General features: G+C 72.0%; 12 protein-coding genes. 3 read left to right on the top strand and 9 right to left on the bottom strand.

What is annotated here, in order from left to right; genetic code table 11:
* Positions 1 to 41: 41 nt before the first annotated feature.
* Positions 42 to 2,021 (top strand): KedN5 family methylcobalamin-dependent radical SAM C-methyltransferase, encoded by a 1,980-nt coding sequence (locus Actkin_RS12515; protein ID WP_258907292.1) that lies wholly within the window; start codon positions 42 to 44, stop codon positions 2,019 to 2,021.
* 61 nt (positions 2,022 to 2,082) lie between these two features.
* Here the strand turns inward: Actkin_RS12515 and Actkin_RS12510 are convergent, their stop codons facing one another.
* From Actkin_RS12510 to Actkin_RS12495, 4 genes are read right to left on the bottom strand one after another with little or no spacing between them, the layout of a single operon-like run.
* Complete coding sequence (locus Actkin_RS12510; protein WP_258907291.1) at positions 2,083 to 2,727, bottom strand: class I SAM-dependent methyltransferase; 645 nt, start codon at positions 2,725 to 2,727, stop codon at positions 2,083 to 2,085.
* Complete coding sequence (locus Actkin_RS12505; protein ID WP_189212780.1) at positions 2,724 to 3,872, bottom strand: cytochrome P450 family protein; 1,149 nt, start codon at positions 3,870 to 3,872, stop codon at positions 2,724 to 2,726. The genes Actkin_RS12510 and Actkin_RS12505 overlap by 4 nt, the downstream gene beginning before the upstream one ends.
* Entirely contained in the window at positions 3,869 to 4,585 is a 717-nt protein-coding gene (locus Actkin_RS12500) for a cyclase family protein (protein WP_258907290.1), read from the bottom strand. The genes Actkin_RS12505 and Actkin_RS12500 overlap by 4 nt, the downstream gene beginning before the upstream one ends.
* Positions 4,582 to 5,292, bottom strand: a complete 711-nt coding sequence (locus Actkin_RS12495) for a cyclase family protein (RefSeq protein WP_258907288.1) — start codon at positions 5,290 to 5,292, stop codon at positions 4,582 to 4,584. The genes Actkin_RS12500 and Actkin_RS12495 overlap by 4 nt, the downstream gene beginning before the upstream one ends.
* A gap of 57 nt (positions 5,293 to 5,349) precedes the next feature.
* Between Actkin_RS12495 and Actkin_RS12490 the strand changes: the two genes are divergently transcribed.
* Together Actkin_RS12490 and Actkin_RS12485 are read left to right on the top strand one after the other, a co-directional pair.
* On the top strand, positions 5,350 to 6,297 hold the full coding sequence (locus Actkin_RS12490) for an efflux ABC transporter ATPase subunit, DrrA-related (RefSeq protein ID WP_258907286.1): 948 nt from the start codon (positions 5,350 to 5,352) through the stop codon (positions 6,295 to 6,297).
* On the top strand, positions 6,294 to 7,094 hold the full coding sequence (locus tag Actkin_RS12485; RefSeq protein ID WP_258907284.1) for an ABC transporter permease: 801 nt from the start codon (positions 6,294 to 6,296) through the stop codon (positions 7,092 to 7,094). The genes Actkin_RS12490 and Actkin_RS12485 overlap by 4 nt, the downstream gene beginning before the upstream one ends.
* Positions 7,095 to 7,377: 283 nt before the next feature.
* Here the strand turns inward: Actkin_RS12485 and Actkin_RS12480 are convergent, their stop codons facing one another.
* The 5 genes from Actkin_RS12480 to Actkin_RS12460 are packed head-to-tail and all read right to left on the bottom strand — an operon-like array spanning position 7,378 to position 12,979.
* The gene (locus tag Actkin_RS12480) at positions 7,378 to 8,412 is read right to left on the bottom strand and encodes a methyltransferase (protein ID WP_258907283.1); all 1,035 of its coding nucleotides are present in this window, start codon (positions 8,410 to 8,412) and stop codon (positions 7,378 to 7,380) included.
* 16 nt (positions 8,413 to 8,428) lie between these two features.
* Positions 8,429 to 10,246: an asparagine synthase (glutamine-hydrolyzing) gene (gene asnB, locus Actkin_RS12475; protein ID WP_258907282.1), complete on the bottom strand. Its 1,818-nt coding sequence runs from the start codon at positions 10,244 to 10,246 to the stop codon at positions 8,429 to 8,431.
* Positions 10,246 to 10,503: an acyl carrier protein gene (locus Actkin_RS12470; RefSeq protein ID WP_189212774.1), complete on the bottom strand. Its 258-nt coding sequence runs from the start codon at positions 10,501 to 10,503 to the stop codon at positions 10,246 to 10,248. Before Actkin_RS12470 ends, asnB begins: the two co-directional genes overlap by 1 nt.
* On the bottom strand, positions 10,500 to 11,720 hold the full coding sequence (locus tag Actkin_RS12465) for a ketosynthase chain-length factor (RefSeq protein WP_258907281.1): 1,221 nt from the start codon (positions 11,718 to 11,720) through the stop codon (positions 10,500 to 10,502). Before Actkin_RS12465 ends, Actkin_RS12470 begins: the two co-directional genes overlap by 4 nt.
* Positions 11,717 to 12,979: a beta-ketoacyl-[acyl-carrier-protein] synthase family protein gene (locus Actkin_RS12460; protein WP_258907279.1), complete on the bottom strand. Its 1,263-nt coding sequence runs from the start codon at positions 12,977 to 12,979 to the stop codon at positions 11,717 to 11,719. Before Actkin_RS12460 ends, Actkin_RS12465 begins: the two co-directional genes overlap by 4 nt.
* Positions 12,980 to 13,005: the final 26 nt, after the last annotated feature.

The following is a 13,005-nucleotide window of genomic DNA, read 5'->3' as shown; positions in this document are numbered from 1 at the left end:
CGCGGCGGGGTTCCCGGTGCCCGGACCGATGGAGGGCGAAAGTGCCGAACAGCAAGCAGACAGTCGTACACCTGGTGCAGCAGGGCATCTGGAACACCCCACTGGAGTCCATGCCGCTCGCCCAGGGCTACATGAAGGCCGCCGCGCTCGCCGACGAGCGCATCCGGCGGTCGATGGACATCCAGATCCACAACTACCGGGGCGGGCTCGCCCTGTCCGAGATGGCCAACCGGCAGTTCTCCGGCGGCGTCCCGGACATCATGGCGTTCTCGGTGCTCGGCTGGAACTACCGCGCGTTCGGCGCGCTGGCCGAGACCTTCAAGCAGCTCAACCCGAACGGGTGGGTGGTGTTCGGCGGCACGCACGTCGCGCACCAGGGCGAGCGCGTGTTCCGGATGTTCCCCGATGTGGACGTCATCGTCGACGGCGAGGGCGAGCCGGTGTTCCCGGACATCCTCCGCGCCTACCTCGACGGCGTGCCGCGCACCGACCTCGCGCACATCCCCGGCCTGACCTACCGGGACGCCCGGGGCGCGCCCGCCACGACCGCGCCGCGCCCGCGCATCGAGAACCTCGACGAGATCCCGTCGCCGTTCCTCACCGGGGCGCTGGAGCTGACCGACGACGCCGGGCAGTTCCGCTACGACGTGGCCATCATGGAGACCAACCGCGGCTGCCCCTACAAGTGCGCGTTCTGCTACTGGGGCGGAGCGACCGGCCAGAAGGTGCGCGCGTTCTCCCGTGAGCGGCTGCGCGCCGAGCTGGAGCTCTTCGCGAAGCTGCGCGTGCACACGATCGTGCTGTGTGACGCGAACTTCGGCCTGCTGCCCGCGGACATCGCGTTCATCGACGACGTGATCGAGCTGCGCGAGACCTACGGCTACCCCAGGGCCATCGAGACGTCGTGGGCGAAGAACAAGTCGAAGACGTTCTACGAGATCGTGCGCAAGATGAAGCAGGCGGGCATGCACAGCTCGTTCACCCTGGCCCTGCAGACCCTCGACGACGCCACCCTCAGCTTCATGAACCGCAGGAACATGAAGGTCAACGAGTGGGAGGAGCTGACCGAGTGGCTGAGCAAGGAGGGCATGGACTGCTACGCCGAGCTGATCTGGGGCGCGCCCGGCGAGACCGTCGAGTCCTTCATGGAGGGCTATGACCGGCTGACGAAACGGGTATCGCGCATCGCCTGCTACCCGATGCTGATGCTGCCCAACACCGACTACTCGGAGAAGAAGGCCGAGTACGGGATCATCTCGGTGCGCGGCGACACCGACGACTTCGAGTACATGCTCGCCACGAACACCGTGACCTTCCAGGAGAACCAGCGCATGCAGCGGTTCCTCTACTGGGCCAGGGTGCTCGCCGAGATGTGCGTCTTCCGCCACATCTGGGTCGGCCTGCGCGAGCTGGCCGGGTTCAGCCAGTCCCGGGTGCTGCAGGACATCGGCGGCTACATCGAGGAGAGCGACGACCCGGTGGCCGAGATGCTGCGCGAGGACATGGCCAGCGCGATCGGCGGCACCGGCGACCTCGGCGGCGGCGTCGCGCTGTTCTTCACCGACCCGCGCGCCCGCCAGCTGCTGCGGCGGTGGTGGGCGGAAAGCATCCACCCCACCCTGCCCAGGGACGTGGCCCCGGTGCTGGACGAGATCTTCCGCTTCGACCTGCTGATCCACCCCATCCACCCGGGCATGGACAGCGACGGGTCCGGGATCGATCTGCCGGTGGTCTCCGTGCGCGGCGGTGAGTACTACGTGCGCTCGGGCGTGCCGCTGGCCTACGACATCCCCGCCCTCCTCGCCGACCTGCGCGCCGACCGCAGGCCGGACCTGTCGTCCAACCCGACGATCGTGGACCTCTACTACCGCACCGGGTCGGAGAACGCGGTGACGTCGACCAACCACGAGGTGATCATCCACTACATGGGCATGACCACCGAGGAGGTCATGGCGAACGCGGCGGTGCGCGCCGAGGCCGACATGGTCCCGGTCGCCGCGCCGCAGGGTGGGTGCGGGTGACCCGGTCGGGTCGGCGGACGGGGGCGGCGGGATCCCGCCGCCCCCGTCCGCGCCGATCCCGTCAGGTCTCGATCTCGAACAGGCACACCGACCCTCGGACGGTCAGCTCGTAGCGGGTGAACCGCGCGGACAGCTCCGCGTCGAGCCCGTCGAGCGAGTCGTCGAGGTTGTCCATCGTCCCGTCCCCGTTGAGCGAGGCCAGGGCGCGCGGGGCCAGCGGGCCGTGGTCGACGCCGTGGGCGAGCACGGTGCTGCCGAAGATCCGCGCCCCCGGCGCGAGGTGGGGCAGGACGCGGTCGAACACCGCCGCCTTGCCCGCCATGCCGCCGGGCAGGCAGTGCAGCAGGAAGTTCATGCCCACCGAGTCGAACACCTCGTCGCCGAGGTCGAGCGGGTCGAGCACGTCCCTGCGGCGGGTGACGGGCCGGTGCCGGGCGGCCCGCCGCGACGCGGTGCGCAGCACCGTGTCGCTGTTGTCCACCAGCACCAGCCTCGGGTTCGCCGGGAACCGGCAGCGGCCGAGGAAGTAGCCGGTGCCCGGCCCCAGGTCGAGGTGCCGGGCGCCGACGTTGCGGTCGTAGACGGCCAGCATTTCGCGCCGGTGGCACCGCCACACGAGCGGGCACACGGCGCCGAGCACGAACAGGTCGTACCAGGCGAGCACGTTCCTGGTGTACCCGGCCGCGGCGCGGGTGCGGTCGCTCACGGGGCCAGCACGATCGGGAGCCGGGTGAGGCCGCGCACGGCGTGGCTGACCCGCCAGGTCGGCGGCTCGGCCTCCCGCATGCCCGGGAACCTGCGCATGAGCGTCCCCATCGCGACCTGCAGCTCCATCCTGGCCAGCTCGGCCCCCAGGCACCGGTGGATGCCGTGGGAGAAGGTCAGGTGCGGGTTCGGGCGGCGGGTGATGTCGAAGCGGTCCGGGTCGGCGAACACCGCCGGGTCGCGGTTGGCCGCCTGCAGCGAGGTGGCCAGCACCTCGCCCGCCGGGATGACCGTGCCCGCCAGCTCGACGTCCTCGTCCGACACCCAGCCGATGCCGCCGACGGGGTTCTCGTAGCGCAGCATCTCCTCCACCGCGCCCGCCAGCAGGTCGGGGCGGGCGAGCAGCAGGGCGTGCTGGTCGGGGTTCGCCAGCAGGCTGTGCAGCCCGGTGCCGATCACGTTGGTGCTGGTGGCCGCGCCGTTGACCAGCAGCGTCAGCACCACGGTGCCCAGCTCGTCCTCGGTGAGCCGGTCCTCGCCGTCGCGGGCGGCGATCAGGTCGCTGATCAGGTCCTCGCCAAGCGCGCCCCGCTTGCAGCGCAGCACCTCGGCCACGTACTCGTCGGCGCGGACGAACACGTCCTGCCGGGCGGTGGCGTCCTCCTCGCCGAGGAACGCCTCCATCAGCGCGGTCAGCTCGGCGGCGAACTCCTCGGGCAGGCCCGCCATGCGCCGGATGACCTCGATGGGCATCGCGTCGGCGAGCACCGGGATCAGGTCGACCGGCTCGTCCGCCGGGAGCCCGTCGAGGATCTCGTCGGTGATGCGCTGGGTCTCGGCGCGGAACAGCTCGATGCGCCGCGCGGTGAACGCCTTCTGCACCAGCTTGCGCAGCCGCGTGTGGTCCGGCGGCGCGGAGTCGAACGTCACCCGGTCGTCGGGCGGGTCCTCCGGCGGCTTCACCCACCGCGGGTCGCTGTGCACCTGGCGCACGATGTCGTAGGAGACGACGAGCCAGACCTCGTCGAACACCGGGTGCTCGGCGCGGCCGACGGGGCCCTGCTCGCGGATCGCGGCCAGCGACGGGTAGGGGTCGACCTGGAAGACCGGGTTGAACGGGGCGGGCTTGAGCGCCGTGGTGGTCATCGGCCCGCCCCCTCGGTGTCGGCGCCCTCGGGCACCACGGCGACGACGCGGACCGGGAAGCTGCTCATGCCCACCACGCGCGGGGGCAGCACGGTCAGCAGCGCGCCGCGCTTGGGCAGCTGGTCCAGCCTGGTCAGCGACGTCAGCACGCCCATGCCCGCGCCGAGCAGCTCGTGCTGGGCGGGCTTGCCCTGGTCGGTCCCGCAGTCGGTGTTCTTGGAGTCGACGCCGATCAGCGCGGGCCCCGCCTTCGCCAGGTGCTTGATCGTCGCCCCGGCGAGGTAGCAGGTGTTCTCGTAGTACTCCTCGGTCTGCCACAGCCGGTCCTGGCCGGTGCGGAACAGCACGGCCTTGCCCGCGAGGTCGTCGTGGCCGTCGAAGACCTCGGGGCCGATCTCGGGCATGCCGACCGCGTCGATCACCACGACCGGCACGTCGACCAGCTTCTCCAGCGGCATGGTCGCCAGGTCCGGGCCGTCGGCGTGGAACTGGAACGGCACCTGCAGGATCGTCCCCGTGCTGCCCGCGATGGTGACGTGCACCTGCTGGAAGCTGACCCCGCCCTCGAGGAACTTGGCGGACTGCTCGCGGCTGATGTAGTCGTGGATGACCGGCTTCGGCATCCAGTGGTGGATCAGCATGTCCTGCCACACGTCGTGGCTGAGGTCGACCAGCGCGCACCGGGTCGACGGCTCGCTCGCCAGCGCGCTCATGCGCCCACCACCGCCACCGGTCGGACCGGGAAGCTGCCCGCCTCGCGGATCGGCGTCGGCAGCACGCGCAGCCGGGCGCCGCGGTCGGGCACGTCGGCCAGGTTCGCCATGCACTCCAGGATCAGGATCCCGGCGCCGAGCAGGTTGTGCTGGGCCGGTTTCGTCTTGTCGGCGCCGTTGTCGATGTTCTGCGAGTCGATCCCCACCACGGCCGGGTTCGCCTCGATCAGGTACTCGACGGCGTCGCGGGTGAGGTACGGCGAGCTCTGGAAGAACGCGCCGGTGCCCCAGTGCCGCGAGTGGCCGGTCTCCACCAGCACCGCGGCGCCGGTCAGCTCACCGGCCGCGACGAACGGCTCGCGTCCGATGGAGATCGTGTCCGGCACGCGCACGACGACGATCGGGACGTCGAACAGCCGCTCCAGCGGGACCGCGCTGACGTCGGGGCCGTCGGCGTGGAACTGGAACGGGGAGTCCAAATAGGTCCCCGTGCTGCCCGGCAGGCTGATCACCTCCATCTGGAAGGTGACGCCGTCGGTGGTGAATGCGGCCGACTGCTCGCGGGTCAGGAACGCGCTGATGGTCGGCTTCTGCATCCAGGGATTGGTCATCATGTCGTGTTCGATGGGGTGGCTCAGGTCGAGTAGTCGCCTGCTGTCACTCAACTGGGTTTCCCTTCGCTCTCGGGTGTCGCACGGGAACCGCACCCGGATAGTCTCGGCGGCGGGATTCGAACCGTCCTCGAGCAACGGTGGACCGTGATGATGAGAGATCTCGCCGTGTTCGCCGAAGGGCTCACCAAATCGTTCGGGAGCACTCCGGCGCTGCGCGGACTCAACCTTGCCGTGCCCGCGGGGACCGTCTGCGGCCTGCTCGGGCCCAACGGCGCGGGCAAGACGACCGCGGTGCGGGTGCTCACGACCCTGCTGGTGCCCGACTCCGGCACGGCGTTCGTCGACGGCGTCGACGTCGTCCGCGACGCCGCCCGGGCGCGGTACCGGTTCGGGTTGGTGGGGCAGGCGGCGGCGCTGGACGAGGCGATGTCCGGCCGGGCGAACCTGCGGATGTTCGGCAGGCTCTACCACCTCTCGCCGCGCGAGGCCCGGCGCCGGGCCGACGACCTGCTGGAGCGCTTCGACCTCGCCGACGCTGCCGACCGCGAGGCGGGCACGTACTCCGGCGGCATGCGCAGGCGGCTGGACCTGGCCGCGGGGCTGCTCATCGCGCCCGCGGTGCTGTTCCTCGACGAGCCCACGACCGGGCTGGACCCGCGCGGCCGCTCGGAGGTGTGGGCGGCGGTGCGCGACCTGGTGGCGGGCGGGACGGCGGTCGTGCTCACCACCCAGTACCTGGACGAGGCGGACCGCCTCGCCGACTCCATCGCCGTCGTCGACGCGGGCCGCGTGGTGGCCACGGGCACCCCGGACGAGCTGAAGGCCCGCGTCGGCGCGGAACACGTGGACGTGGTGGTGGCGAGCCTCGACGCGCTTCCCGCGGCGCGCACCGCGATGCGGGCGGCCACCGGGATGGAGCCCGTGGTCGACGTCGAGGAGCGGTCGCTGAGCGCGCAGCTCGGCCCCGGCGGTCTCGCGGCGGTCGTGCGCGAACTGGACGACGCGGGTGTTCGGGTCGAGAACCTGGCCCTGCGCAAGCCGACCCTCGACGAGGTGTTCCTGGAGATGACCGAGGACCTGGCCGGAGCCACCCGATGACCACGATCCGCTGGACCGTCAGCGACGGCGGCGTCCTCGTGCGGCGCGAGATCGGCAAACTCCTGCGCCACCCGGGCGAGCTGGCCAGCGAGCTGCTGCTGCCCGCGGTGCTGGTGCTCATGTTCGGCTACGTGTTCGGCAGCGCCATCTCGGTGCCGGGCGGCGGCGACTACCGCGAGTTCCTGATGCCCGGCCTGTTCGCCATGGTCGCGATGTCCGGCGTCGCCACCACGGCGACCGTCGTCGCCCGAGACGTCGGGCGCGGGGTCATGGACCGCTTCCGCTCCATGCCCATGGCCCGCTCGGCGGTGCCGGTGGGGCACACGGCGTACTCGCTGGTGTCCGGGCTGGTGAACTTCGCGGGCGTGACGGCGTGCGCGCTGGTGGTGGGCTGGCGTCCGCACAACGGACTGGCGGCGACGGCGGCCGGGTTCGGCCTGCTGTTCCTGTTCCGCTACGCGGTGGCGTGGGCGGGCGTCCTCCTCGGCCTGGCCTTCCGCAGCGAGGAGGCGGCCGACCACATGGTGCCGTTCATCTTCCCGATGACGATGGTGGCGAACACGTTCGTCCCCACGGACGGGATGGCCCCCTGGCTGCGCGTGATCGCCGACTGGAACCCGGTGAGCGCCGTGAGCGCGGCCTGCCGGACGTTGTGGGGGAATCCGGGCGTGCCCGGGGAGGGAGCGGCGCTGCCGCTGCGGCACCCGGTGGAGGTGTCGGTGCTGTCGTCGGTGGTGATGATCGTGGTGATCGCACCGATTGCGGTGTGGATGTACCAACGGGCTGGGCGGCGTTGACGGGTCGGCGACGCTGACGAGCCGAGCGCAGCTGGACCACCCACCAAACGCGAACATGCCTGCACGATTGGCTTGTTCGCGATTTACTTTCTTGGTGTCCGATGGGGTGAATCCGCATTCGCGGGGCCCCTAAGCGAAGCGGCGCGGGCGTGAACAAAGGGCGGAGCGGCGAAGCCGTCCACGCCCGAGCGAGGGTAGCACCGCTTCGCTCCCCACGAATGCGGATCCACCCCATCGGACAGTCGGGTGAGGCGTGTTGCGGTTCGTTGTGGTCCGGTTGCTTCTATTCGGGCTTGTGGGCGATCAAGACATGGTCGTGGGCGATCGTGTCGGAGACGAAGCAGCGCTCGGGTTGGAAGCCGTGTTCCTTGAGTAGTTCGTGGCACTCCTCGACGCTGAAGGGTTGGTGGTCGTCTCGGATCATGGTGCTGTTGAGGCGGCGGAGGAGGGTGTCGTGGTCGTTGAGGTTCTCGTCGACCAGGGCGTCGTAGACGATCAGGGTGCCGCCCGGACGAACCGCGTCGTAGCAGCGTTTGACGATGTCGGTGCGTTCGGCCTCCGGCCAGTCGGGGAGGACGTGGCCGATGACGACGACATCGGTCACCGGGAGGGGGCGGGCGAAGAAGTCGCCGCCGTGGAAGGTGACCTTGTCGGCGACGCCGAGGTTGGCCATCAGCTCGTCGAAGAGGGGCTCCAGGGCGGGCAGGTCCACCACGTTCGCGCGCAGGTGCGGGTTCGCCATGACGATGCGCGCCGCCAGGTTGCCTCGGGCGCCGCCGATGTCGGTGAACGTCCGGTGGCCGCTCCAGTCGAAGTGGCGGACCAGTTCGTCGGCCATGAACGTGTTGTGGGCGTCCACGTGCTGCATCAGCCTGCGGGCCCGTTCCGCGTCCTCGTAGAACTCGACGAACGCCTGCGTGCCGCCCTCCGGCCGGACGTCGGACTTGGCGTGGCCGTCGCGCAGGGAGTCCGCCAGCCTGCCCCACGCGTGGTAGTGCAGGCGGGCGTGCTGGCTCGCCGTGCCGCCCAGGTACGTCGGCGACGTGGACACCAGGAACTCCGCGGCGTCGGCGCTGTTGCGGTACAGCACCCCCTCGCGCTCCAGCAGGCCCATGTCGACCATCGCGTCCAGGTACTCCCGCAGCAGCCGGTGGCGCAGGTCCAGCCGGTCCCTGATCTCCTCAGCGGTGGCGGGCCCGGCCGCCAGCAGGTCGAACACCCCGAGGTCGACGGCGCTCTGCAGCACCTTCGACCGGAAGTAGCCGTTGTTGATGGCCATGATGGCGCGGGCGCGCGCCACCGGGTTCCGATCCGACATCGAACGTTCCCTTTCCTCAGAGGTCGATGGTCACCTGGTAGGACTCCAGCCAGCGGTTGAGCCACAGCGCCAGCTCCAGGCCGCCGCGGTCGTACGGCAGGCTGACGGCGCGCGTCGGCCGGTCGATCACCTGCTGCGCCTTGGCCATGTCCAGCAGCGGCAGCACCGGGGCGTCCCCGTTCACGACCAGCTTCCCCAGCTCGTCGCACAGGGCGCGCTCGTAGGCCGGGGACTGGGTGGCCGGGTACGGCGTCTTCCGCCGCTCCCGCACCGACAGCGGCAGCAGGTCGGCGACGGCGGCGCGGAGCAGGCTCTTCTCCCTGCCGTCGAAGGACTTCATCCGCCACGGCACGTTGAACACGTACTCCACCAGCCGGTGGTCGCAGAACGGGACGCGCACCTCCAGGCCGGTGGCCATGCTCATCCGGTCCTTGCGGTCCAGCAGCGTCTGCAGGAACCGCGTGAGGTTGAGATAGGTGATCTCCCGCATCCGCCGCTCGTCGGCGCTCTCCCCCGGCAGCACGGGCGCCTCGGCGAGGGCCGCCCGGTACGCCTCCGCCCGCCTGCCCGGGATGTCCAGACCGGCCACCAGCCCCGGGTCCAGCAGCGACGCGCCCCCGAAGTACCGGGCCGACCCGGAGGTGAGCCAGGGGAACGTGGCCGCGGCGATGGCCGCGGGGTTGCGGAACCAGCGGTATCCGCCGAACAGCTCGTCGGCCGCCTCCCCGGACAGCGCCACCGTCGACCGTTCCCGGACCGCGCGGAACAGCAGGTACAGCGACGGCCACATGTCGCCCCAGTACGCGGGCGGGATGTCCGCGGCGCGCAGCACCGCGGCGCGCACGCGCTCGTCGGTCAGGCCGTCGCTGTCGAGCAGCACCTCGGTGTGGTCGGCCCCCACGTGGTCGACCACGTCCCGGACGAACGGCGCGTCGGACTCGCCGCGCACGGCGTCGGCCTCGAACCGCTCGCCCGCGAAGTCCACGGAGAACGAGCGCACCGGACCGGCGAGCGCCCTGGCGGCCAGCGCGGTCACCGACGAGGAGTCCAGGCCGCCGGAGAGCAGCGTGCACACCGGCACGTCGGCGACCAGCTGCCGGTCGACGGTGTCTGCCAGGATCTCCCGGACGGTGCTGATCGTCGTCGGCAGGTCGTCGTGGTGCTCGCGCGCGGTCAGCCGCCAATAGCGGTCCTTGCTGATCCCCGCCCTGCCGACCCGGACGAGCTGGCCCGGCCGCACCTCGGCCATCCCGGTGAACACCGTCCGCTCCGGGGTCTTGACCATGTCCAGGATCTCGTACAGCCCATCGGCGTCCAGGCGCCGACGCGCGCGCGGGTTGGCCAGGATCGCCTTCGGCTCCGAGCCGAACAGGACGCCGTCGGGCAGCGGGTAGTAGTAGAGCGGCTTGACGCCCATCCGATCGCGCAGGAGCAGCAGTTCACGCCTGCCCGCGTCCCAGATCCCCATGGCGTACATCCCGTTGAGCCGGGCGGCCATCGCCGCGCCCCACTGCCGGTACGCCCGCAGCACCACCTCGGTGTCGCTGCGCGTGGTGAAGCGGTGCCCGTGCCCGATGAGCCGGGCCCGCAGCTCGCCGAAGTTGTAGACCTCGCCGCAGAAGGTGATCGCCACCCCCGCGTCGACCATGGGCTGCCGCCCGCCCTCCGGGTCGATGACGGCGAGCCTGCGGTGCCCCAGCGCCACCGGGCCGTCGATCCACAGGCCCGAGTCGTCGGGCCCGCGGCAGGCCATCGTCTCCGTCATGGCCCGGGCGGTCCCCCGCTCGGCCGACAGGTCGCGGCCGAAGTCGACCCACCCGGCGATGCCGCACATCAGGCGGGTTGGCCGAGGTGCTCGTTGACCACGCCGAGCAGCCAGCGCGGCGTGGTCACCTCGGCCACCAGGTCGTCGGGCAGCCGCACGGAGTGGTCGCGCTCGATGCGGCTCACGGTGTTGAACAACGCCAGCGAGTCGTAGCCCAGCTCGTCGAACGGCACGTCGATGATGTCGCCGTCGAGGTCGACGGCCTCGTCGACGCCCGCGCACTCGCGCAGCAGCCGCGTCAGGTCCGCCAAGGTCATCTCGGTCATGTGCTGTCCCTTCCTCGACCGCGCCGCACGAGCAGCGCGGAGTTGAACCCGCCGTGGCCCCGGGCGAGCACCAGCGCGCTGTCCATGCGGGCAGGGCGCGGCTCGTCGCGGACCAGGTCGAGCACGTCGGCGAACCTCGGTCGGCCGATGTGGACGGTGGGCGGGATGACACCGTCGCGCAGCGCCAGCAGGGCGGTGGCCACGTCGAGCGCGGCGCCGCCGCCGAGCAGCCTGCCGGTCATCGTCTTGGGCGCGGTCACCGGGACGGCGCGCGGCCCGAACAGCTCCACCAGCACCGCCGCCTCCTGGGCGTCCAGGTCCGGGACGCCGCTGGCGTCGGCGAAGACGACGTCCACCTCGGCCGGGTCCATCCCGGCGTCGCCCAGCGCCAGCTCCACGGCGCGGCGCAGCGCGGGCGGGCGGCCGGAGCCGGGGCGCGGGTCGAAGGTGGCCGCGTAGCCCGCGATCTCGCCGTAGCGGCACTCACCCGCGGTCGCGGGGTCCTCGATGACCAGCAGCGCCCCGCCCTCCCCCGGCACATAGCCGGACGCGTCGGCGTCGAAGGGCAGGTACGCGCGGTCGGCGTCGACGGCCGGGCTCAGCCGCCCGGAGCGGGTCTGGCACAGCCAGCTCCACGGGCACAGCGAGCCGTCCACGCCGCCGCTGACCATGGCCCGCGTGCCGCAGCGGATGTCGCGGCGGGCCATCGCGATCGCGTCGAGCCCGCCCGCCTGCTCGGTGACGACCGCCCCGCCCGGGCCGCGCAGGCCGTGGCGGATGGAGATCTGCCCGGAGTTGACCGGGTAGAACCAGGCGAAGGACTGGTAGGCGCTGACGTGGGTGCTGTCCTTGCCCCACAGCGCCTCCAGCTCGCGCTGGCCGAACTCGAAGCCGCCGCCGGACGCCGCGGTCAGCACGCCGCAGCCGTAGCGGTCCATGGTCGAGGGGTCCAGCCCGGCGTCGGTCAGCGCCTCCTCGGCCGCGACCAGCGCCAGCCGGGTCATCCGGTCGGTCTGGGGCAGCAGCCTGCCCGGCAGCAGCGCGGCGGCGTCGATCTCGACCTCGCCCGCGACCCGGGCCCGGTAGCCGGAGGCGTCGAAGCGGCTGACCGGGCCGATGCCCGCGCGCCCGGCCAGCGTCGCCGCCCAGTACCGCTCGACGCCGAGGCCGTTCGGCGCGACCACGCCCAGCCCGGTGACCACCGGCGCGGTGGTCACCGGGCCCGTCCCGGCGCGGTGAGCACCATCGCGCTCTGGAACCCGCCGAACCCGCTGCCGACGTTGAGCGCGACGTCCACGCGGTGCTCGCGCGCGGTCATCGGCACGTAGTCCAGATCGCACTCGGGGTCGGGCTCGACCAGGTTGGCCGTGGGCGGCACGACCGAGTGCTCGATGGCCAGGGTGCACGCGACGGCCTCCAGCGCGCCGATCGCGCCGAGGGAGTGCCCGACCATCGACTTGATCGAGCTGATCGGCGTGCGGCGGGCGTGCTCGCCGAGGCTCGCCTTGTACGCGGCGGTCTCGTGGAGGTCATTCTGCTTCGTGGACGACCCGTGCCCGCTGATGTAGTCCACATCGGACGGATTGAGCCGGGCGGCGGCGAGCGCCGCGGTGATCGCCTCGGCCAGCTCGGCGCCGTCGGGGCGGAGGCCGGTCATGCTGTGGGCGTTGCAGCGGCCCGCCGCGCCCGCCAGCTCGGCGTACACGTGCGCGCCCCGGCGCCGCGCCCGCTCCCCCTCCTCCAGCACCAGCACCGCCGCGCCCTCGGCGAGGGCGAACCCGTTGCGGGTGCGGTCGAAGGGGCGCGAGGCCGTCTCCGGCTCGTCGTTGCGCGGGGTGGTCGCCTTGATGGCGTCGAAGCAGGCCGCGGTGATCGGCGAGATCGGCGCGTCCGACGCGCCCGCCACCACCACGTCGACCACGCCGTCCCTGATCAGCTCGGCCGCGTGCACCAGGGCGTCGATGCCGGAGGTGCAGCCGGTCGGCACGATCGCCACCGGCCCCTCCGCCCCGACCAGCCAGGCGACCTCGACGGCCATGGACGACGGCAGGAAGTAGTCGTAGAGGTAGGGCGAGCCGTGGCGGTCGTCGACCAGCCAGGCCCGCCCCTCGTCGCTGGCGACGGCGTACTCGTGGTCGAGGCTCTGCGTCATGCCGCACGCGGTCCCGATCGCCACGCCGGTCCGCTCGGGGACGATGCCGTCGGCGACACCGCTGTCGGCCAGCGCCTCCCGCGCGGCGACGACGGCGAACTGGGTGGTGCGGTCCCACATCCGGATCTGCCGGTGGGACAGCCCGGCGACGCGCGCGTCGAAGTCGCACTCGGCGGCCACCCTGGAGCGGAACCCGGTGGCGTCGAACAGCGAGATCGTCCGGGTCGCCGTGCGTCCGGCGGTGAGCAGCTCCCAGAACTGCTTGGCGCCGATCCCGCCCGGCGCCACGACGCCCAACCCGGTCACCACGGCCTGCCTGTCCATGTCGCCACCTCGCCCGTGTGCCCGCC

Source organism: Actinokineospora sp. UTMC 2448 (assembly GCF_024760565.1).
Lineage (GTDB): Bacteria > Actinomycetota > Actinomycetes > Mycobacteriales > Pseudonocardiaceae > Actinokineospora > Actinokineospora fastidiosa.
Note: the sequence above shows the minus strand (reverse complement) of the source record. Positions and strands in the feature narration are given on the sequence as shown.